The sequence below is a fragment of the Nocardia lasii genome, from assembly GCF_042658545.1.
GTDB lineage: Bacteria > Actinomycetota > Actinomycetes > Mycobacteriales > Mycobacteriaceae > Nocardia > Nocardia lasii.
The window spans coordinates 191,637-209,028 of the sequence record NZ_JBHSQN010000004.1; the positions used below are offsets into that span (position 1 = coordinate 191,637).

Consider the following 17,392-nt stretch of genomic DNA (forward strand, 5'->3'; position numbering starts at 1 on the left):
GCCGTTCAGTGGCTAGTCGTCGGAACGCGGCGCCGCCTCCGCGAAGGCGCGTGCGTAGCGGGTTCCGGTGAGCAGCAACAGCATTCCGACCACGAGGAACGCCGCCACCCGGACCAGCCCGGACAGTGTCGCCAGGTCGAACAGGAACAGTTTCGCCAGTGCCGCCGCTGCCAGCAGCAGCCCGGAGACCAGGAAAACCTTCGCCACCGCGGGCGATGTCGACAGCCGCCGCAATCCGTAGAACAGCGACCCGGTCGCCGCCACCATCCACACGATGGTCGCGAGACTGTGCCCGACGATGAATCCGTCCGCCCCACCCAGCGCCACCCCGAGCGACACCGAGGCCACGAGCACCAGATACAACCCGGCCACACCCACCGCGATCCACACCACCGAGACAAGTGTCGGATCCGCGACCCGCGACAGCCGGGGCACACTCCACGCCACCATCGCCGCAACCCCCAACCCGACCACCGCGGCCACCGCCGTAGAGAAGTCGAGCTCCCCCTCCGCAAGCCGCTGCACCGCCAGCGTTTCCGGCGATGCGACAGCGAACAACACCATCCCACCGAGCAACGCGAACCCCGCCCCGATCCACGCCGCGACCCGCGTCCGACTCGCCACGCCCACCCCGAGAAACGCCAGCCCTACCACGAACAACATCGTCGGCAACACCCGAGGCTCATCCCCCGCCACCACCACACACGTCTGCAACAACGCAACCGCCCCCGTCAACCCAGCCACCAGCGCGGTATGCCGAGCAACCCCCAACCGCCCACCCCGCCCGAACCCCTCAGCACCGGTAGGCGCCGGAGCCGCCACATGATTCGGCCGGACAGATCCTGAACCTGACTGTGCAGCAACGACATCCGAACGCGCACCACCGATTAGCGGCTCAGCTCCCGCATGATTCGCCCAGTCAGCAGCGGATCCCGACTGCGCACCACCGGCAGACGACTGAGATCCGGCATGATTCGCCCAGTCCCCAGCGGCACCTGACTGCGCAGCACCGGCAGTCGACTGAGCTCCCGCACGATCCGCCCAGTCCCCAGCGGCACCTGACTGCGCAGCACCGGTAGTCGACTGAGCTCCCGCACGATCCGCCCAGTCCGCTGCGGAGCCCGACTGCGCAACACCGGTAGGTGACTGAGCTCCGGCATGATTCGGCCGGACAGCCGCACCGCCATGCCCGGTGACCGGACCGCCCTGGTCACGTGACGACCCCGGGATTCGATTTGTGAGTCCCGGAATCACCGCGGTCGCGGCGAGCGCGAGTAGGGCGGCGGCGAGGATGCCGGTGATGGTGGCGCTGACGGGGCGGTCGAACAGGGCCGCGGTGGCGAGTACGGGCAGGGCGGTGAGGGCGATCGTGATGCTGGCGGTGATGTCGCCGGGGTGGCGGCGGACCGCGAGTAGCGCGCCGACCAGGCCGACGACCGCGCAGGCGATGGCGGCGATCAACAGGCCGCGGCGCTGGGTGATCTCCTCGCCGGAGATCGCGCCTTCGAGGCCGCTGAGCGCGACCATGCCCAGGATCGCGAGCACCACCGGTAGCGTGCGGGCCACGTGCAGGACCGGCCAGTTCCGGCGCATCTGCACCGGAACGCCGGCCGCCTGCAAGACCACCAGGAATCCGAGCAACATCAATTCGGTGGTCAAGGCGGGCGACAACACCGCCGCCCCGACCACCACACCCACCGCCAGCGGCTGCGACTGCCACCGCATCGCGATCCCCACCCCGACCAGGGCAACGACCAACGCCGCCGCCAGTCCCACACCTCCCGGGATCCACCGGTAGTACCCGGTCATCGCCACGACATCGAGGTACAGCCCGGCAATACCCGTGGCCACCAACGCGATTCCACCGACGCGCCCACCCGGCCGGCCGAACACCCGCCACCCGGCCCCCACCAGCCCGACCGACAGCACCCCACCGGCGACAACCCGCGCCACCGGCCCGAAGAACCCGGCCTGCGCCGCCAACACCAACAGCATCAGCACGCCAACCAGCGTCACCGCCACCCCGGCCACCGCGAGCACCCGAGAGATAACCCCTTCCCGCTGCCACCACGGAACCCGAGGCGCCACCGGCCCCGACACCGCCCGCCCCCGCCCACCAGCAGGATTCCCCCACGCACCCCGCCCACCAGCCACATAACCAGCAGGCCCCGAAACACCAGGCCCCCATCCGGCCCCAACCGGCCGCCCAACCCCCGGACCAGGAACACCCTGCCACCCACCAGGCCCCGCAGGCCCACCCGGCCAACTACCCGACCCACCGGGCCCACCCGGCCAACCTCCGGGCACTCCTTGCCAACTCCCTGGACCACCAGGCATCCCGTGCCCAACACCGGGACCCCCAGGCATCCTCTGCCCAGCACCCGGCCCCCCGGGCACCCCCTGCCCAACACCCGGACCCTCGGGCACCTCCTGCCCAACACCCGGACCCCCGGGCAGACCATGCGAAGCACCCGGACCCCAAGGCCCCTGCCACCCAACACCCGGCACCACGGGCGCCCCGGGCACACTCCCCGACCCCCCACGCACGCCATGCCCAGCACCCGCCCCCTCTGATCCCCGCTGCCCACCGCCGGACCCGGCACCCGACACCACGGCCGCCGCCTGCCCCATCCCAGGACCCCCAACACCCGGGTCCCCGGACGCCCCGACCCCAGCCGTGCCGAGCCCACCGCCCGAAACCCCACCCCCCGGAAGCTCGTCACCGACCGCACCCGGCCCACGGTCGAACGTCGGCTCGACATTCACAGCCCCCGGACCTCGCGGCACATCGCCTGCCGGCTCCGAAGATGCCGACCGCCCAACACCCTCAGCATCCGCCTCCGACAGTCCACCGCTCGCGGCTCCACCCTCAACCGCAACATCCGACCCCCTGGACGGCACCCCCGCATCCACAGCACCCGTCCCACTGGAACCCGACTGCCCCTCAACAGGTTCCGCAAGCCCGGAACCATCCCCACCGACGACAGCGGACTCCCCTACCGCCCGCCCCTCAACAGCACCCCCCGCCAACAATTCCCGACGCAACTGCGCCGACAGCACATCCAGATCACCCCCGAGCCGCCCCATCTGCGCGCCGAGCGCCGTGAACTCCCCGGAGAGTCGCGCTACGAGCGCGGGATCGATAGCTGTACTCATTCCTCCATGATCGACCCCCGACCACCGCCGAGCATGAGTAGAAACCCCCGCCCGACCCCCTGTTCCTACGCGAACTCCCCCTAGGAGCCCAGGAACCTCTTCCACTGCACCATCAGCGGATACTTCGCCGTCACCGACCCGAATCGGACGCGCCCGTGGACGACGAGGTGCAGCGGCCCGATCGGCGGACCGGTGCGCACCTTGTTGTTGGCCGAGGACCCGATGAGATCGAGGCCGTTGAGGTCGACGGTGGCGGCGGCCGGGACGAGCAGGGTGAGGCTGGTGCAGTAGTCGTCGACCTGGATCTCCACGATCTGTGTCTCCATCACCGCTTCGGTGAAGTCCAAGGTCACCCCCGACATCAGATTGTTCAGATGCAGCACCGGCGGCACCTGCCAGGCCCCGCGCCGGTTCACCCCGGACAGCCGACTGCGGATCATCGCCGGATTGGAGCCGCCGTGCGGAACGGGCACGCGTCGGGGCTGGGGCATGGCGGCGGGCTGGGGGACACCGGCCACCCGCATGCCCGGTAGATCGACCAGGACGGCGTTCAGTTCGCCGCGGGTTCTGGCCGCGAGTGCGGTGTCCATCCGTTCGGTGAACTCGCCGAGGGAGAGCATCCCGAGCCCCACCGCCCGTTGCAGCAGCTGCCCGACGTGCTCACGTTCGGCGTCGGAGACGCGCAGTTCCCGGTCGCCGACGGGACCTGCCGTCGCGGCGCCGGGTACGAAAATGGATTCTGGACCGCCCATGCCTTCGAGGGTAACCACGCGCACCCGTCCGGCACATCAGGGCAAACCCCCATAGCCGTCCCCTACTCGAGCCCCTGCTCGATCGCGTACCGGGTGAGCTCCACCCGGTTGGCCAACTGCAATTTCCGCAGGGTGGCCTGTACGTGGTTCTCCACGGTCCGGTGCGACAGGCTCAATCGGGTGGCGATCTGCTTGGCCGACAACCCCTTGGCCACCATCCGCAGCACCTCGGTCTCCCGCTCGGTCAGCGACGGCCGATGCGGTTGGTCGGCGGCCACGGGCGCGGTGGCCATGCGCCGGTATTCTCCGAGCACCAACCCGGCCAGTCCGGGCGTGAACACGGGCTGACCAGCGGCGGTGGCGGTCACGGCGTCGATCAGCTCGGTCGCGGACGCGCTCTTCACCAGGTACCCGCTGGCCCCGGCCTTGATCGCGTCGAGCACGTCGTCGCGTTCGGCCGAGGCCGACAGCACCAGCACCCGACTCTTCGGCGACACCCGCAGCACCTCGGCGGTGGCGGTGGCCCCGTTCCCGTCGGTGAGCTGCATGTCCATCAGCACCACATCGGGTTGCACGGCCGCGGCCCGCCGACCGGCCGTGCCGACGCCGTCGGCGGTGGCGAGCACCTCGAACCCGGCTTCGGCGAGGTCGCGCGAGACACCTTCGCGCCACATCGGATGGTCGTCGACCACCATCACGGTAATGACCGCCATCGTCGCTGCTCCTCTCTCAGCGCGCCGATCGGCGCGGAATCCGGAATTCCCATTCGGTGCCGAGGTCGGGCCCCTCGGTCAACAACTCGACGGTCCCCCCGAGCGCTTCGATCCGCCCGATGATCGATCGCGAAACCCCCATCCGCCCTTCGGCTTCGGCGGCGGCGAGCCGACCGGCCGCGATGCCGACCCCGTCGTCACGCACACTCACCACGATCACATCGTCGGTATCTTCCAGCAGCACATAGGCTTTCGCCCCGTCCCCCGCGTGTAGCGAGACGTTCGACAGTGCCGTCCCCACCGCCGCCGCGATCTCCTGCGCCACCACCCGCCCGATCACCACGGGATCGCCCGGCGTGGCCACCGACACCGTCGGCGTGGCCCGCACGGTCAACAGCGGCCGCAGGTCCACCTCGGCCGCCCCCGCATCCGGCAGTTCCGCCTGCTCGGACAGCAACACTCGCAACGCCACCTCCTGCTCCCCCGCTCGCGCGGCGAGTTCGCTTGCCGCACCGCCGATCTCGGTCCCGCGCCGTTTGATGAACGCCAACACCTGCAACACCCCGTCGTGCACTTCCCGAGCCAACCGCTCCCGCTCCTGCGCCGCCGCCGTGATCCGCAGGGCCCGCTCGAGCTGCCCCTGGGCCCGCCGCGCCGTATTGGCCGCCAACCCGAGTGCCAACCCCACCGACACCAGCACCGGCGCGGTCGCGTCGCCCCACACGTCCTGGCCCCACTGATCCCGCACGGTCACGACAACCGCCGACATGAACAGTCCCGCAACAACTCCCGCCACCGGCCCACGCAACACCGCCATCGAGATCACCGAGTTCGCGATCCACAACGTCGTCGGCAGCGTCTGATGCCCGTGATACCAATCGTAGTCCGCCACAAGGCGAGTCGAGGCGATCAGCGCGACCGTCACCACCTGGTCCCCGAACACCACCCACCCGCGAATCCGCCCGGTCGCCTCGGGGAAGTACCACTGCGACAACAGCAGTGCCGAGGACCCCGACCAGATCGCCATCACCGCGATCAACATCCAACTCAGCCGAGGATGCTCGTAGTACTGCACCGACGCGATCTGCTGGCCGATCGCGTACAGCAGTGTGACCAGCCGAAACGCCTGCGCGGCCCGCCACAGGGGCGCGGTCGCGGCGTCGGCGGAGCTCAACTCAGCTGTGTGGGTCCGCATCGCCGGACTCGGCTTCCTCCCTGCGCAACCGCTTCGCCACATCGAAACGGCCGGCGGGCTCGGTCTTGTCGGGTTCGGCCACGAACCGTTTTCGCTCGTCGCCGCCGACGATCTCGCCGTAGGCCTCCTGCGGGCTGTCGGCGAGCAGGTAGCGAATCGCGGTGTTGCCCACCGCGATCAGCGGCACCGCGAGCAGCGCCCCGGCGATCCCGCCGACGACCAGGCCCGCGGTGATCGCCAACACCACGGCCAGCGGATGGATGCTCACCGCGCGTCCGAGCAGCAGTGGTTGCAGCACATGGCCTTCCAGCTGCATCACCGCGATGATGATGCCGAGCACGATCAACGCCGTGACCAAACCCTTGGTGACCAGCGCGATGAACACCGCGACGAACCCGGCGAAGAACGCGCCGATGATCGGGATGAACGCGCTGATGAACACCAGCGAGGCCAGCGGCAGCGCGAGCGGCACGTGCAGAATCGCCAACCCGGCCCCGATGCCGACCGCGTCCACCGCGGCCACCACCACGGTGGCGCGAACGAAGCCGATGAGCGTCCCGAAGCCCAGTTCACCGGCGGTGCGGACCTTTTCGCGGTGCGCGGTGGGGATGATCCGGGTGACGAAGTTCCAGATCTGATCGCCGCCGTAGAGGAAGAAGATCAGGATGAACAGGATCAGGAACGCCCCGGTGACGATGTGCCCGATCGCGGTGGCGGTGGTGAGCGCGCCGCTGGTCAGGCTCTCGCGGTTGTCCTGGATGGTGCGCACGATGGTGTCGCCGGCGTTGCGGATCTGCTGATCGCTCAGGTGCGCCGGACCGTTGATCAACCAGTCCTGCACCTTGTGCACGCTGTTGGTGACCTCGTTGGACAACCCCGGCACACCGTCGACGAACTGCTCGACCACGAAGGTCAACACCCCCGCCAGCAGCCCGATCGACCCGAGCAGCGCCACGAACACCCCGAGCGCGCGCGGAATCCCCGCCCGCTGCATCCAGTCCACCAGCGGCGCGAGCAGCGCGGCGGCGAGCAGGGCGATGGCCAGCGGAATCACCACGGTGGCGAATCGCTGCACGATCATCCCCACCGCGATCAACGCGCCGAAGATGATCAGCAGCCGCCAACTCCAGGCGGCGGCTTTGCGGACCAGGGGATGAACAGCCTCGGCGTCGGAACGCCACGGCGTCGACGCGGGTGCGGAATCTACCTTCTGGTCGGTCACTCGAGAGAGCCTATCGGTCACAGCGCTAGATTGGTTGTCGTGTCGGCGCCCCTGGAAGCGGTCAAACAGACCATGCGAACGCGCTGGCCGCTGTACCTGACGTCTGTGCTGTTGGCGAATGCCTTCGGCGCGGTGCTGGTGTGGGCGTTCATCCAATATGGTCTGCCCGTTCCCGAAGGCGATCCGGGTGGGGTGCGCCAGACCGGTCTGCTCGCACCGCTGCTCGTCTTCGGTGTCGCCGCGGTGCTCAGCATCATCGCGGCCGCGCTCATGTTGCGTCCGGTCATGCGCTGGCAGATGCGCGGTGGGCCGCCGAGCAGGCGTGAGCAGATGGCGGCGCTGCACGTGCCGCTGCGTCAGTCGATCGTGCACCTGATCCTGTGGATCATCGGCGGCGGCATCCTGGCGGCGCTGATCATCGCCGAGTCGCCGGAGTTGGCGGGCGCGGTGATCGTCACCGAATGTATGGCCGCCACCATCGTGTTCGGCTTCACCTACATGCTGGGCGAGCGCATCCTGCGTCCGGTCGCGGCCGAGGCGCTCACCGAGGGCACCTTCGACCAGACCCTGACCCCGGGCGTTGGCACCAGGATGGCGATGACCTGGGGCATGGGAACCTTCGCCCCGACCATCGCGATCGTGCTGCTGTGCGTCACCCAGATCTCCTCGGACGTGAAGTTCTCGGCGAAGTCGCTGGCCATCTCGATCCTGCTGCTGTGCGGGGTGGTGATTTTGCAGGCGCTGGCGCTGTCGATGCTGACCGGTTCGTCGATCTCGGACCCGGTGCGCCAGTTGTCCCAAGCCATCAACAGGGTGCAGGCCGGTTCGCGCGATGTGCAGGTGGAGGTCTACGACGGCAGTGAGATCGGCCTGCTGCAGGTGGGCTTCAACCGGATGATGGACGAGGCGGCCAAGCGGCGCAGGTTGCAGGAGCTGTTCGGTCAGCACGTCGGCGAGGACGTGGCCCAGCGGGCGCTGGACTACGGCACCGAACTCGGCGGCGAGACCCGGTTCGTGGCGGTGCTGTTCGTGGACATGGTCGGCTCCACGGCCGCCGCGGCCGAACGCCCGCCGACCGAGGTGGTCAGCCTGCTCAACGAGTTCTTCCGCGTGGTCGTCGACGTGATCGACAGCCACCACGGCTTCGTCAACAAGTTCGTCGGCGACGCCGCCCTGGCCATCTTCGGCGCCCCGCTCGATCGCCCCGACGCCCCGAGCGCCGCCCTGGCCGCCGCCCGTGACCTGCGCGAACGCCTGCGCGAGGTGACCAGCCTCGATATCGGCATCGGCGTCTCGGCCGGGCTGGCGGTCGCCGGAAACATCGGCGCGGCGAACCGTTTCGAGTACACCGTGATCGGCGACCCGGTTAACGAAGCCTCGCGCCTGACCGAATTGGCCAAGGACCATCCGGGTCGCGTTCTCGCTTCGGGCAGCGCGCTCTACTTCGCCGACGAAAGCGAGCAAGAACATTGGGTGACCGGCGACGAGGTCCAGCTGCGCGGACGACGCAGAAAAACTCGATTGGCCTGGCCGAAGTCGGCCGTCGAGGCGCCGCGACCGTGCCCGGACTGTGGTCGACCGGAAGCCGACTGTGTTCACCTAGGCTGAGATGGTGACGGCCGAAGGCGACCTAGCGGGTGCTCCGGCCGGGCGCCGCCGCCGTTTTCGGTGGGTCAAGTGGGTGCTCGGCGCGGTGATCCTCGCGCTGCTCGTCGGCGAAGGGGTGTACCTGTGGCCCCGGCTGCACGAGTCGTGGCGCACGCTGACCGAGATCCACTGGGGGTGGTTGTTCCTCTGTATCGCCCTGCAGGCGCTGTCGATGAGCGGGTTCGGGCGGGTGCAGAAACAGCTGCTGCACGCGGGCGGGGTGGATGTCAGCCAGGGTAAATCGGTCTCGGTGGTCTACGGCGCGACCGCGATGTCGCTGACGTTGCCCGCGGGTCAGGTGTTCTCCACCGCCTTCACCTACCGCCAGACGCGGCGCTGGGGCGCGAGTCCGATCGTGGCCTCGTGGCAGCTGGTCTTCTCCGGCGTGGTCGCCGCCGCCGGCCTGGCCCTGATCGGCATCGCGGGCGCCGCGCTGGTCGGGCAGGGGATCGGCGTCAAATTCGTCGGCTCGCTGGTGGTGCTCGGCCTGGTCCTGTTCACCGGCAACTACCTCGCCCGCCATCCCGGCACCCTCGAGGCGATCCTGCGGCGCGTGCTCGCGGTCATCAACCGGCTGCGCAAGAAGCCCGCCGATCACGGCATCGCCAAGCTGGGCGAGATCCGGCGCCAGCTCGAGTCGGTGGATCTGGGGAAGAAGGACGGCGCGCTGGTCGGGGTGTGGGCGCTGGTGCACCGGTTCGCCGATGTGGCCTGTCTGGGCGCGGCCTGCTTCGCGGTCGGGGCCGATCCGAAGTTGTCCGGGCTGCTCATCGCGTTCGCGGCGGGTAAGGCGGTCGGCTCGATTCCGTTCGCGCCCGGCGGCATCGTCTACGTGGACGCGACGCTGATCTACGGTCTCACCGCGGGGGCGGGCCTGCCCGCCGCCCAAGCCGTCGCGGCCGCGTTCGTCTACCGGCTGGTCAGCTTCATCCTGGTCGCGATCGTGGGCTGGATCGTCTTCGCGTTCCTGTTCCGCACGCCCCAAGCCGACGACGAAGAGTACGAGCAGGAGTTCAAGCAGCAGCGGCGGATCTGATTCACCGCAGCGCGCGAATGGCCGCACGCCAACCCAGCAGGAACAGCGCCAGCACCGTCGCGGCGACGATCACGAAGCTCAGTGCCACGCCCTGACCGCTGATCGCGCGAAAGGTCATCCCGCCGACGAGCGTGCCCGCCCAGATCAGAATTCCGCTGGGCCACACCGTGATCGCGTCGAATCGGGTGCTGCGCGCGACGAACATCGCCAGCAACCACCCGAGGATCAGCCCTAATGCGAAGGGCCACACCGTTTTCACGAGTCCGGCGAGCACGGCCTCATCATGACTTCGTCGACCGATCGCGCAGAACACGATCACCAAGACCAAATCGATACCGAACGGTGCGTATCTCTTCACCGACGTAGCGTAACCGGTCAAGATCGACTTCGAGACCGGCCCACCATCACTGACCAGTGATAACCCTACGGCTCCGGGGTGGCCAGCGATCGCAACATCACCGCGGCCAGCCGCGAGGTGGCGTCCCCGCTGTCGACATCGGCGATGTGCACCGCGAAGACCAGATCACCCATCGTGGCCAGCAACCAGCCGTCGTTGCCGCCCGTCGCGGCGAACGCGGTGATGTCCCGGAATCCGCGCAGCGCAGCGGTTTCCGGCTTGCCGCTGCCCTCGTTCATCATCGCGCGCAACCTGTCGACCGCCGCCGAGGGCAGCTCGGGCACCGGCGTATCGGTGGTGCCGGGACTGCCCGCCACGATCATCGGCGGCGCGACCGAACCGCGCGAGATCGCCGCGGCCGCGATGGCCATCCCGAACGGACTCGCCTGCACCGCATCCGAACCCGCGCCCTGGCGCACCTGCTCGGTGCTGCGGCCCGGCGCGCTGATCCGTCCGGTCACCTCGTCGAGCCCGGCCACCTTGAAGTCGACGCCCACCCCGAGCGCGGTCGCGGCCTCGGCCGCTTCCTGCACGGTGACATCCTGCGGCGGCTTGTTCTTGGTCGCCGCGGCCACCGCGCGGAACAGCTCCATCGTGCCGCCGGCGGGGTAGAGCCCGGTGAAGGCGACCGGCCCCTTCTCGGTGGCGTAGGAGTTCTGCGCGACCGCGACCACCGCGCCGGTCGAGGGCTGGATGGCCACCACCGTCGCCGCGGTACCGGCGCTGACCACCGCGTCCTCGGCGGCGCGTTGCAGACGCTGGTCCATCGTGGCGGAGATATCGGGACCGGCCGGGCCCTGATGGCCCGCCACCTGGTCGACGAGCTTGCCGTCGGGTTCGAAGATCTGCACGCCCCAGCCCGCGGTGGCCTCGAGGCTGTCCTGCCACACCTTGCGCAGCGCGTCGAGCATGGGCGAGCGGGTGCGCCGGTCGGCCGAGATCAGCTTGGGCTGCTTCTCCATCACCACGCCCGGCACCCTGGCCATGCGCGGTTCCAGGATCTCGAAATCGCCGTCGCGCAGGTTCACCGCGACGATCGGCTTGCCCTGCGAACCGGCCAGCTGCTGCATGAGCGAGGCCCCGGTGATCAGCGGCGCGACGGGTTCGATGGCGTCGGCGAGCGCGTTGGTGGTGGCAACCAGGTCACCGGTGCGGCTCGGGTCGATCTTGATGACATTGAGGGTCTGCTCGGTCATCAGCGTCTGGCCGGGCAGGTCGATGACCTTCGGCGGCGGCTCGGCCTTGGTGCGCACGAGTTTGACCGTGCGGTTGTCGGCCAGCTGCGGCATGACCACGGCAGGCTCCCAGGAGATCCGCCAGCCGATGGCGAGCTTGCGGACCTTGCCCTGCAGGGTGTAGTTCCAGTCCTTGTTCTCGCCGAAGTTCCAGGAGACGTCCATGCTGAAGATGGCCGATTCCTTGTCGAGGTCGATCACCTGCGAGGACTCGTAGTCGACGGTCCCCGGCTGCAACCCCTCGAACATTTGCTTCATGGTTGCCGACGCGGCGGCGGGGTAGGAGGTCAGGTCGGCGGCCTCGGCGTAATCCTGCTCGTCGAGCAGCTCGGTGAAGCGCGCGACCACCGTCTCCGCCTCGCTCGTAGTCCCACCCACTCCGCACGAGCACAACGCTGCGGCGAGGGTCGCAACCCCCGCGATCGCCATTGCGCCGCGGACGCGAAAGCGGCGGGATCCCCACACATCCATATCGCCCACTCTTCACTCTTGCCACTCCGGAAACAAAATCACCGTACCCGAAGTTGGACCGTCTCCAATGCCCCGGTAACTCGGGACTCTGCCCGACCTCGACACCTCGATTGTGCCGGAAATCTCGCCCCGATGAGGGACCGTTTTCCAACCTCGCCCAGTAAGCGAGGACAACTTGCTGTGTCAACCGTACCGATCGCTACGCCGGGTAGTGCGGATCTCGCATTTGTCCGGCGATTCAACGCGAGGGTACCCAGACCGGCCCGCGGCCAACCCCTCGGTATCCCCGCGCGACCTGCGCACGACCCGTTCACGCAGAGCGGAATCCGGGCTCGCGTTATCGGCGTAATCTTGTAATCACTGCAAGACGCACAACGGAAGACAGCAGGTGATCCCCATGCGGAACGCTCATCGTGAACGCGGATTCGGCCGCCCCGGCGGCTGGCAGCAGGCCGACCTGCCCGATCCCGCCGACGCCGCCGACTGGTTCGCCGGACGATTGCCCGCCGACTGGTTCGCCGGTCCGGTCGAGCTCGATATCGACCGCGACGAGATCGTCGTCATCGGCGAACTCCCCGCCGATCCCGACACCCCCAGCGCCACCAGGGAGGGCGCGCTGGCCCGGTTCCGCGAGTCCACCCGCCCGGCCCGGATGCGGATCGCCGAGGAGGCCCAGCGTCGCTACGGCCGCAGCGTGGCCTGGGGCGTGCGAGTCGACGGCGAGCGAATCCTGTTCACCCACTTGGCCGTCCCGGTGATGACCCGCCTGCGCCAACCCGAACGCCAGGTCCTCGACACCCTCATCGACGCCGGCGTGGCCCGCTCCCGCGCCGACGCCCTGGCCTGGACGGTGAAACTCGCCGGCAAGCACGCCGAATCCTGGCTCGCCGAACTCCGCGAGGCCATGCGCAAGGTCGACGACCTGCGCGCGGAAGGCCCGACTGGTCTGTGAGCTCGGCGGAGCCCGCCCTGATCCGGACTGAGTGGAGGGTGCGACGAAGGTAAGGGCTCCGCCTCGAGCGCGCCAGCGCTCCAATTAAGATGTCGACATGGAGCGCAGGCCGATTCTTGTCGTCAACGGGCCGAATCTGAACATGCTCGGCACCCGGCAGCCCGAGATCTACGGCGCCGAAACCCTCGACGACGTGATCGCGCTGTGCGAGAAGACCGCGGCCCGCTTCGATCGCACGGTCATCGCCTTCCAGTCCAATCACGAAGGCGCCCTGATCGATCGGATCCAGCAGGCCCGCGGCGAGGTGGGCGCCATCGTGATCAATCCCGGTGGCCTCACCCATACCTCGGTGGCGCTGCGTGACGCGCTGGTGATTCCCGAGGTGCCGATCGTCGAGGTGCACATCAGCAATGTGCACGCGCGCGAGGAGTTCCGGCACCACTCGTTCGTCTCCCCGATCGCGACCGCGGTGATCGCCGGCCTCGGCCTCCAGGGTTACGCCGCGGCGATCGAATTCCTGAGCAACTCCTAGCGGTCCAGCCGGAACACCGGGAATCCCGGTGCGGCAGCGGCGAATTCAGTATCGGTCGAGTTCTCGTCGAGACCCTCGAAGAACTTGCCGACCTCCCAGCCCCACTTCGCCAGGTAGCGGCGCAGCAGTGGGGCCTTGTCCGCGTCGGAAACCTCGGTGGCGGTGAAGGTTTCGGACTTGCGGCCCAGTCGCAGCTCGCCCTCGCCTGCGGCCCGCAGGTTGCGCACCCACTGGGTGTGGCCGCGCGGCGCGACCAGGTAGCGCTGCCCATCGGCATCGGTCAGCACGTTCACCATCGCCGTGCGCCACTGCCCGCTCTGCCGACCGCGCACCGCGAGCAGCCGCGATCCCGCGACGCTGACGCCCAGTTTCGGCAGCAGTTTGGCGATCTTGTTCATGGTCGGTTCGAAGCCGGTGGCGCCGAGGTGGCGGGTGGTGTCGGTCATGGGAATCACTCCTGAACTGTGAGCACTGCTCTCTGTTGAGTACCAGCATGCGCGCGCCATGACCCGAAGTCAAGAGCACCGCTCACAGTTTCCGAAATGTCCTTTTCCAGCGGAAGTATTGCCGTTATGGAATGTAGTACATATGCTACATACCATCGAAGGTCGATGACTGGGAGGACTCATGGCTTCGAGTAACAACGTCGTTCTCGACGTTCACCAACTACGCATGCGCTACGACGACAAGGACGTCCTGCACGACGTCACGTTCCAGGCCCGGCGCGGGGAAGTGCTCGTCATGCTCGGCCCCAACGGGGCGGGCAAGACCACCACGATCGAGATCCTCGAGGGGTTCCGCAGACGCTCGGCCGGCGAGGTCGAGGTGCTGGGGGCCGATCCCGAACACGGTGACGAGCACTGGCGCGCCCGCATCGGCGTGGTGCTGCAATCCTGGCGCGACCACGCCAAGTGGCGGGTCACCGAACTGCTCGCACACCTGGGCACCTACTACGCCCCTTATTCCACGACCACCATCCAACGACCTTGGGACACAGCTCAACTCATCGACCTGGTCGGTCTCACCGAGCAGGCCGACGCCAAGATCTCCACCCTGTCCGGCGGCCAACGCCGCAGGCTCGACGTGGCGATCGGCATCGTCGGCAGGCCCGAGGTGCTGTTCATGGACGAGCCGACCGCGGGCTTCGACCCGGCCGCCCGGCGCGACTTCCACGACCTGGTCCACCGGCTGGCCGATCTCGAGGACACCACCGTCCTGCTCACCACCCACGACCTCGACGAGGCCGAGAAACTCGCCGACCGCATCCTGGTCCTGGCAGGCGGACGGGTGATCGCCGACGGTTCCCCCGACGAGCTGTCGCGGTCGATCGCGGGTGAGGCGCAGGTCAGCTGGACCATCGACGACCAGCGCTTCGTGCACACGACCACCGAGTCGACCAGGTACGTGCACGAGCTGTTCCGCCAGCACGGCGAGGCCATCGCCGATCTCGAGGTGCGCCGCGCCTCCCTCGAGGACACCTATATGACCCTGGTCCGGCGCGCCGAATCCGGCGCCGCCGCCGTCCACACTCTCGCGGAGGTCACCCGATGAGCGCGATCCGTGCCGGCCTCAGCCGCGGCCTGATCGAATTGCGTCAGGCCTACACCAATCCCGTCGACCTGATCGGCCAGTTCCTCACCCCCACCATCACGCTGGTGATCCTGTTCCTGCTGCGTAACAAGACCTACGGCGACACCGAGCTGTCGATCGCCGAGTTGGCCGTGCCCGGTCTGCTGTCCACGATCATCTCGTTCAACGGCATGTACGCCCTGCTCAACGTACTGGTGCAGGACCGCGAGGACGGCACCCTGCTGCGGGCGAAGGCAGTACCGAAGGGCATGGTCGCGTACTTCGTCGGCAAGATCGTGACCACGGCGGGCGCGGTGCTCGTGCAGCTGGCTATCGTGCTCGGCGTGAGCATGGTGATCATCGGCGGGTTCTCGCTGAGCGCGGCAGGGGCGGTGACCTTCGGGTGGGTGGTCGCGCTCGGGCTGCTCGCGGTGCTGCCGTTCGGCGCGATCCTGGGCAGCGTCCTCGACGCGCGCACCAGCTTCCTGCTGACCATGCCGCTGATGGGGGTGATCGCGATCTCGGGCATCTTCTACCCGATCACCGCCATGCCCGGCTGGTTGCAGGGGGTGGCGCAGGTGTTCCCGGTCTACTGGCTCGGGCTCGGGACGCGCTCGGCGCTGCTGCCCGCCGACGCGGCCGCGATCGAACTCGACGAGTCCTGGCGGCACCTGGAAACCGTTGGGGTGCTTGGTCTCTGGGCAGTCGTCGGGCTGCTGATCGCGCCGACCGTGTTGCGTCGGATGGCCGGTCACGAGTCCGGTTCCAGCATGGCGCAGCGTCGAGAGAAGGCGTTGCAGCGTGCCTTCTGAGGTCATCTACAACCGCATCGCGATGTTGCGCGCCGAACGCGGCATCTCGCGGCGAGACCTGGCCGAGGCGCTCGGCGTGCACTACCAGACCGTCGGCTACCTCGAACGGGGCGAATACAGCCCCAGCCTGCACCTGGCCCTGCGCCTGGCGGCCTATTTCGAGGTGGCGGTGGAGGTGGTGTTCTCGACCGAGCCGTTCCCCAGGCTGGGCGCCGAGACCGCGTGAGCACCCGATACCGTCCGGCGGCACAGCCGGACGGTATCGGCGTGTCAGCGCCCACAACCTCGCCGGTCAGCTCGTCGGCGGCGTCACGACCCCCTCGCCGCGCATCAACTCGTAGGTCGACACCGGTTGTCCCGCAGCCTCACTCGCGGTGACGGCCTTGCGCCAGTACGACTGCGCCAGGTGCGAGAACCCCGCGTCGACGCCGACCTCCTCGCTGGCGTCGATGATGTGCTGCGCACCGGCGACCATCATCTTCAGCGAGGCCAGGTCGGCCCAGCCGCCCGCCTGGTTCGCGACCGAGAACTCCTGCATGAAGTGCGGGTAGGCCTCGCTGGACCGCACCGCGAACGGCACGAACTGGGCGATGTCGTGACCGGACGCGGCGATCATGGCCGTTGCCTGGTCGAAGGCGAGCAGCCACGGGTGGAACGTGGTGAGCAACGCCTGGTAGAAGACCTGCGCGAGGCCGTCGTCGGCACCGAGGTACTCCTGCGGGCTCAGGGGGCGCAGGAGTTCGGCGTGCGCGTCGAATACCTGCTTCGGGCCGCTGTAGAAGATGTAGGACGCGGGATGGTCGATGTGCTCGCCCGCCGACATCACGCCGCCGGAGAAGAACTCGGCACCGCGCTCGCGCACCCACGCCGCGCCCGCTCGCGCCTTCTCCGGCGAATCCGAAGACAGGTTCGCGATCACCTTGCCCGCCAACGCTTCCGGCGCCTGACCGAGCACGTCGTACATCGCGGCGTAGTCGGTCAGACTCAGGACCGAGACCTCGTTGGCGGCCAAGGCCTCGGCCACTGTCTCGGCTCGCTTCGCGCCGAGGGCGACCATCGCGTCGACCTTGGCCGGGCTGCGGTTCCACACGGTGACCTCGACGCCCGCCGCCAGGAAGGCGCGCACCATGGCCTGGCCCATCGGCCCGAGGCCGAGGACGGAGACGGAGCGGGTGCTGTGCTGTTCGGACATGTGCTGCCTCTTCCGATCTGGGGATTCTTGGTGGTTCGGCGCCGCTTTCCATGGTGTCCGCGCGGGTATCGTCGGGGAAGACCGAACGTTCGGGTGGGGTTGCTTACCTCGAGGTTGGAAATACGGTCAGAAGGGTGCGGCGACGATGAGCAGTGACGCGGATCACGACGTGTGTGGCATGAGCCTGGCCATCGACGTCATCGGTGGGAAGTGGAAGATGCACCTGATGTGGGTGCTCGGCGGCGGACCGCAGCGGTTCGGGCAGATCCGACGGCTGCTGGACGGGGTCAGCGAGAAGGTGCTCGCGGAGAATCTGCGGCACCTGGAAGCGCACGGTGTGGTGCGGCGCGAGATCTTTCCCGAGATTCCGCCGCGCGTGGAGTACTCGCTCACGCCGCTCGGCGAAACCCTGCGCCTGGCGTTGGCACCGCTCGAGGTGTGGGGCGATGCGCACCGCAGGGTGCTGACGGGGCCCGTCGCCGCCGGTTGACGGTGCGGCCCCGGCGCGGGA

At 68.6% G+C, this 17,392-nt stretch carries 17 protein-coding genes; 8 read left to right on the plus strand and 9 right to left on the minus strand.

Annotated elements, in window-relative coordinates; genetic code table 11:
- Nucleotides 1-12 precede the first annotated feature (12 nt).
- The 5 genes from ACFP3H_RS10250 to ACFP3H_RS10270 all read right to left on the minus strand — a co-directional run bounded on the left by ACFP3H_RS10250 (nucleotide 13) and on the right by ACFP3H_RS10270 (nucleotide 7,038).
- The gene (locus tag ACFP3H_RS10250; protein ID WP_378603065.1) at nucleotides 13-2,040 is read right to left on the minus strand and encodes a DUF2339 domain-containing protein; all 2,028 of its coding nucleotides are present in this window, start codon (nucleotides 2,038-2,040) and stop codon (nucleotides 13-15) included.
- Between the two features lie 1,196 nt (nucleotides 2,041-3,236).
- The gene (locus ACFP3H_RS10255; RefSeq protein ID WP_378603068.1) at nucleotides 3,237-3,908 is read right to left on the minus strand and encodes a DUF1707 SHOCT-like domain-containing protein; all 672 of its coding nucleotides are present in this window, start codon (nucleotides 3,906-3,908) and stop codon (nucleotides 3,237-3,239) included.
- A 62-nt stretch (nucleotides 3,909-3,970) separates the two neighbouring features.
- A complete protein-coding gene (locus tag ACFP3H_RS10260; RefSeq protein WP_378603071.1) occupies nucleotides 3,971-4,621 on the minus strand; it encodes a response regulator in 651 nt (216 codons plus the stop codon).
- A 16-nt stretch (nucleotides 4,622-4,637) separates the two neighbouring features.
- On the minus strand, nucleotides 4,638-5,816 hold the full coding sequence (gene macS / locus ACFP3H_RS10265) for a MacS family sensor histidine kinase (RefSeq protein WP_378603074.1): 1,179 nt from the start codon (nucleotides 5,814-5,816) through the stop codon (nucleotides 4,638-4,640).
- Nucleotides 5,797-7,038, minus strand: a complete 1,242-nt coding sequence (locus tag ACFP3H_RS10270; RefSeq protein WP_378603077.1) for an AI-2E family transporter — start codon at nucleotides 7,036-7,038, stop codon at nucleotides 5,797-5,799. The genes macS and ACFP3H_RS10270 overlap by 20 nt, the downstream gene beginning before the upstream one ends.
- 72 nt (nucleotides 7,039-7,110) lie before the next feature.
- On the opposite strand from ACFP3H_RS10270, the gene ACFP3H_RS10275 reads away from it, so the two are divergent.
- The gene (locus tag ACFP3H_RS10275; RefSeq protein ID WP_378603210.1) at nucleotides 7,111-8,646 is read left to right on the plus strand and encodes an adenylate/guanylate cyclase domain-containing protein; all 1,536 of its coding nucleotides are present in this window, start codon (nucleotides 7,111-7,113) and stop codon (nucleotides 8,644-8,646) included.
- Between the two features lie 4 nt (nucleotides 8,647-8,650).
- Nucleotides 8,651-9,721 carry a lysylphosphatidylglycerol synthase transmembrane domain-containing protein gene (locus ACFP3H_RS10280; protein WP_378603080.1) on the plus strand — a complete coding sequence of 357 codons (1,071 nt, stop codon included), beginning with the start codon at nucleotides 8,651-8,653 and terminating at the stop codon, nucleotides 9,719-9,721.
- Between the two features lies 1 nt (nucleotide 9,722).
- On the opposite strand, the gene ACFP3H_RS10285 is transcribed toward ACFP3H_RS10280, so the two are convergent.
- Both ACFP3H_RS10285 and ACFP3H_RS10290 read right to left on the minus strand, forming a co-directional pair.
- Nucleotides 9,723-10,079, minus strand: coding sequence for a DUF3054 domain-containing protein (locus tag ACFP3H_RS10285; RefSeq protein ID WP_378603082.1), 357 nt, complete (start codon nucleotides 10,077-10,079; stop codon nucleotides 9,723-9,725).
- A gap of 65 nt (nucleotides 10,080-10,144) precedes the next feature.
- On the minus strand, nucleotides 10,145-11,731 hold the full coding sequence (locus ACFP3H_RS10290) for an NTF2-like N-terminal transpeptidase domain-containing protein (protein WP_378603085.1): 1,587 nt from the start codon (nucleotides 11,729-11,731) through the stop codon (nucleotides 10,145-10,147).
- A 490-nt stretch (nucleotides 11,732-12,221) separates the two neighbouring features.
- On the opposite strand from ACFP3H_RS10290, the gene ACFP3H_RS10295 reads away from it, so the two are divergent.
- Together ACFP3H_RS10295 and aroQ are read left to right on the plus strand one after the other, a co-directional pair.
- Nucleotides 12,222-12,776, plus strand: coding sequence for a hypothetical protein (locus tag ACFP3H_RS10295; protein ID WP_378603088.1), 555 nt, complete (start codon nucleotides 12,222-12,224; stop codon nucleotides 12,774-12,776).
- Between the two features lie 97 nt (nucleotides 12,777-12,873).
- A complete protein-coding gene (aroQ, locus tag ACFP3H_RS10300) occupies nucleotides 12,874-13,308 on the plus strand; it encodes a type II 3-dehydroquinate dehydratase (RefSeq protein ID WP_378603091.1) in 435 nt (144 codons plus the stop codon).
- Here aroQ and ACFP3H_RS10305 read toward each other — a convergent pair.
- On the minus strand, nucleotides 13,305-13,754 hold the full coding sequence (locus tag ACFP3H_RS10305) for a nitroreductase family deazaflavin-dependent oxidoreductase (protein WP_378603094.1): 450 nt from the start codon (nucleotides 13,752-13,754) through the stop codon (nucleotides 13,305-13,307). The genes aroQ and ACFP3H_RS10305 overlap by 4 nt on opposite strands.
- 181 nt (nucleotides 13,755-13,935) lie before the next feature.
- Here ACFP3H_RS10305 and ACFP3H_RS10310 point away from each other — a divergent pair, with 181 nt between their 5' ends.
- The 3 genes from ACFP3H_RS10310 to ACFP3H_RS10320 are packed head-to-tail and all read left to right on the plus strand — an operon-like array spanning nucleotide 13,936 to nucleotide 15,915.
- Entirely contained in the window at nucleotides 13,936-14,859 is a 924-nt protein-coding gene (locus ACFP3H_RS10310; RefSeq protein ID WP_378603097.1) for an ABC transporter ATP-binding protein, read from the plus strand.
- The gene (locus ACFP3H_RS10315) at nucleotides 14,856-15,689 is read left to right on the plus strand and encodes an ABC transporter permease (protein WP_378603100.1); all 834 of its coding nucleotides are present in this window, start codon (nucleotides 14,856-14,858) and stop codon (nucleotides 15,687-15,689) included. Before ACFP3H_RS10310 ends, ACFP3H_RS10315 begins: the two co-directional genes overlap by 4 nt.
- Complete coding sequence (locus ACFP3H_RS10320) at nucleotides 15,679-15,915, plus strand: helix-turn-helix transcriptional regulator (protein ID WP_067455043.1); 237 nt, start codon at nucleotides 15,679-15,681, stop codon at nucleotides 15,913-15,915. The genes ACFP3H_RS10315 and ACFP3H_RS10320 overlap by 11 nt, the downstream gene beginning before the upstream one ends.
- Before the next feature lie 66 nt (nucleotides 15,916-15,981).
- On the opposite strand, the gene ACFP3H_RS10325 is transcribed toward ACFP3H_RS10320, so the two are convergent.
- Complete coding sequence (locus ACFP3H_RS10325) at nucleotides 15,982-16,950, minus strand: NAD(P)-dependent oxidoreductase (RefSeq protein ID WP_378603213.1); 969 nt, start codon at nucleotides 16,948-16,950, stop codon at nucleotides 15,982-15,984.
- Between the two features lie 76 nt (nucleotides 16,951-17,026).
- Between ACFP3H_RS10325 and ACFP3H_RS10330 the strand changes: the two genes are divergently transcribed.
- The gene (locus ACFP3H_RS10330; protein ID WP_378603104.1) at nucleotides 17,027-17,371 is read left to right on the plus strand and encodes a winged helix-turn-helix transcriptional regulator; all 345 of its coding nucleotides are present in this window, start codon (nucleotides 17,027-17,029) and stop codon (nucleotides 17,369-17,371) included.
- The last annotated feature ends 21 nt before the right edge of the window (nucleotides 17,372-17,392 follow it).

What these genes read in the sequence shown, in the direction of transcription:
- ACFP3H_RS10305 (WP_378603094.1), bottom strand. Translation starts at nt 13,754, where the DNA reads ATGACCGACACCACCCGCCACCTCGGCGCCACCGGCTTCGAACCGACC.
- ACFP3H_RS10310 (WP_378603097.1), top strand. Translation starts at nt 13,936, where the DNA reads ATGGCTTCGAGTAACAACGTCGTTCTCGACGTTCACCAACTACGCATG.
- ACFP3H_RS10260 (WP_378603071.1), bottom strand. Translation starts at nt 4,621, where the DNA reads ATGGCGGTCATTACCGTGATGGTGGTCGACGACCATCCGATGTGGCGC.
- ACFP3H_RS10275 (WP_378603210.1), top strand. Translation starts at nt 7,111, where the DNA reads ATGCGAACGCGCTGGCCGCTGTACCTGACGTCTGTGCTGTTGGCGAAT.
- ACFP3H_RS10255 (WP_378603068.1), bottom strand. Translation starts at nt 3,908, where the DNA reads ATGGGCGGTCCAGAATCCATTTTCGTACCCGGCGCCGCGACGGCAGGT.
- ACFP3H_RS10330 (WP_378603104.1), top strand. Translation starts at nt 17,027, where the DNA reads ATGAGCAGTGACGCGGATCACGACGTGTGTGGCATGAGCCTGGCCATC.
- macS (WP_378603074.1), bottom strand. Translation starts at nt 5,816, where the DNA reads ATGCGGACCCACACAGCTGAGTTGAGCTCCGCCGACGCCGCGACCGCG.
- ACFP3H_RS10315 (WP_378603100.1), top strand. Translation starts at nt 14,856, where the DNA reads ATGAGCGCGATCCGTGCCGGCCTCAGCCGCGGCCTGATCGAATTGCGT.
- ACFP3H_RS10295 (WP_378603088.1), top strand. Translation starts at nt 12,222, where the DNA reads ATGCGGAACGCTCATCGTGAACGCGGATTCGGCCGCCCCGGCGGCTGG.
- aroQ (WP_378603091.1), top strand. Translation starts at nt 12,874, where the DNA reads ATGGAGCGCAGGCCGATTCTTGTCGTCAACGGGCCGAATCTGAACATG.